At 59.0% G+C, this 1,373-nt stretch carries 1 protein-coding gene; it reads right to left on the reverse strand.

Translation table 11 applies throughout. The annotated features are described in order from the left end of the window. Positions 1-28: 28 nt before the first annotated feature. Positions 29-1,373, reverse strand: a protein-coding gene (locus ACM0PY_RS21160) for an IS3 family transposase (protein WP_495493301.1) whose coding sequence is annotated in 2 segments (ribosomal slippage) — positions 29-933 and positions 933-1,373 — 1,346 coding nt annotated over the 2 segments. Because the reading frame shifts where the segments join, the coding sequence is not laid out codon by codon here. This gene is flagged as partial in the annotation.

Genomic DNA, 1,373 nt, shown 5'->3' on the forward strand with positions numbered 1-1,373 from the left:
TGAAGTGACCCCCGAGACTTGGACGGGGTCAGGCGGCCGATTGGGCCTGCTCCCGGTACTTTACCGGGCTTAGCCCCTTCAATTTCAATCTGATTCGCTCTTGGTTGTAGTACTTGATGTACTCCACCAGCCCGGCCTCCAGGCTTTCGATGCTGTCAAAGCTGTTCAGGTAGAAGAACTCCGACTTCAGCGTCCCGAAGAAGCTTTCCATTGCCGCATTGTCCAAGCAGTTGCCACGTCGGGACATGCTTTGCTTCAACGAGTGCTTTTCCAGCATGTGCCGGTAGTTCTCATGCTGGTACTGCCAGCCCTGGTCGGAGTGGATCATTGGCCGCTCATCCGGCGAAAGCTTCTTGATGGCCTCCTCCAGCATCTGACCTACCAGATCGAACACGGGCTGGCGCTTGATCTGATAAGCCACGATTTCACCGTTGTAGAGGTCCATGATCGGCGACAGGTACAGCTTCATGCCTTGCACCTTGAACTCGGTGACGTCGGTCACCCACTTCTGGTTGGGCCGCTCGGCATGGAACTGGCGATTGAGGTCATTGCCAACCACAACATTGGCGGCCCCTTTGAAGGACCGGTAGCGCTTCACGCGTACCCGTGATTTCAGGCCCATCTCCCCCATCAGGCGCTGTACCCGCTTGTGATTGGTCCGATGGCCCTGATTGGCCAGTTCCAGCGTCACCGTGCGATACCCATAGCGCCCTTGGCTTTGATCGTAGATTGCCCGGATGCGCTCGCACAGGGCTGCCTCATCCTGATCCGGATGGGCCAGGACATGGTTCTGGTAATAGAACGTACTGCGTGACAGCTCTGCCGCTTCGAGCAGAAGCGACAGCGTATGAACCTGCCTCAATCCTTGGATGGCTTGCGCTTTGCGTCCTGCGCCGCCTGCTCTTCCCGGATCAAGGCATCGAGTTTTTTTAGGTAGTCGGTCTCCGCACGCAGATAGGCGACTTCCTTGAGCAGCTCATCGCGGCTCATTTCCTCAGGTGGCTTGGACGAACGGGTCTTTTTCATCGGCTTTCGGGGCGGCGGCGGAGGTGGTGCCAGCGCTTGGGCACCGCCTTGAGCATACAGCCGACGCCACCGCCCCACCGCGCCGGCATCGCCAATTTGAAAGTAAGTGGTGGCCTCCCGCCCGGACATGCCGTCCTGGCCCATCTTCTTCAGGACAGCCAGCTTGAACGGGAGGTCATAGGACCGGGCCTGGCGATGAAATCCCCGCCAACCATGCAGCCGATAGGTCGCCACCCAGCGCCTGACCGTGGAGAACTCCAGGCCGTAGCGACGAGCAGCGGCTTTGACCGATGTGGAGGTCTTGCAGGCCTCTTTGGCGACCTGCAGTTTGAAACGCGCGTCGTATC

Source organism: Stenotrophomonas sp. BR163 (assembly GCF_047520985.2).
In the GTDB taxonomy this organism is placed as follows: domain Bacteria; phylum Pseudomonadota; class Gammaproteobacteria; order Xanthomonadales; family Xanthomonadaceae; genus Stenotrophomonas; species Stenotrophomonas sepilia.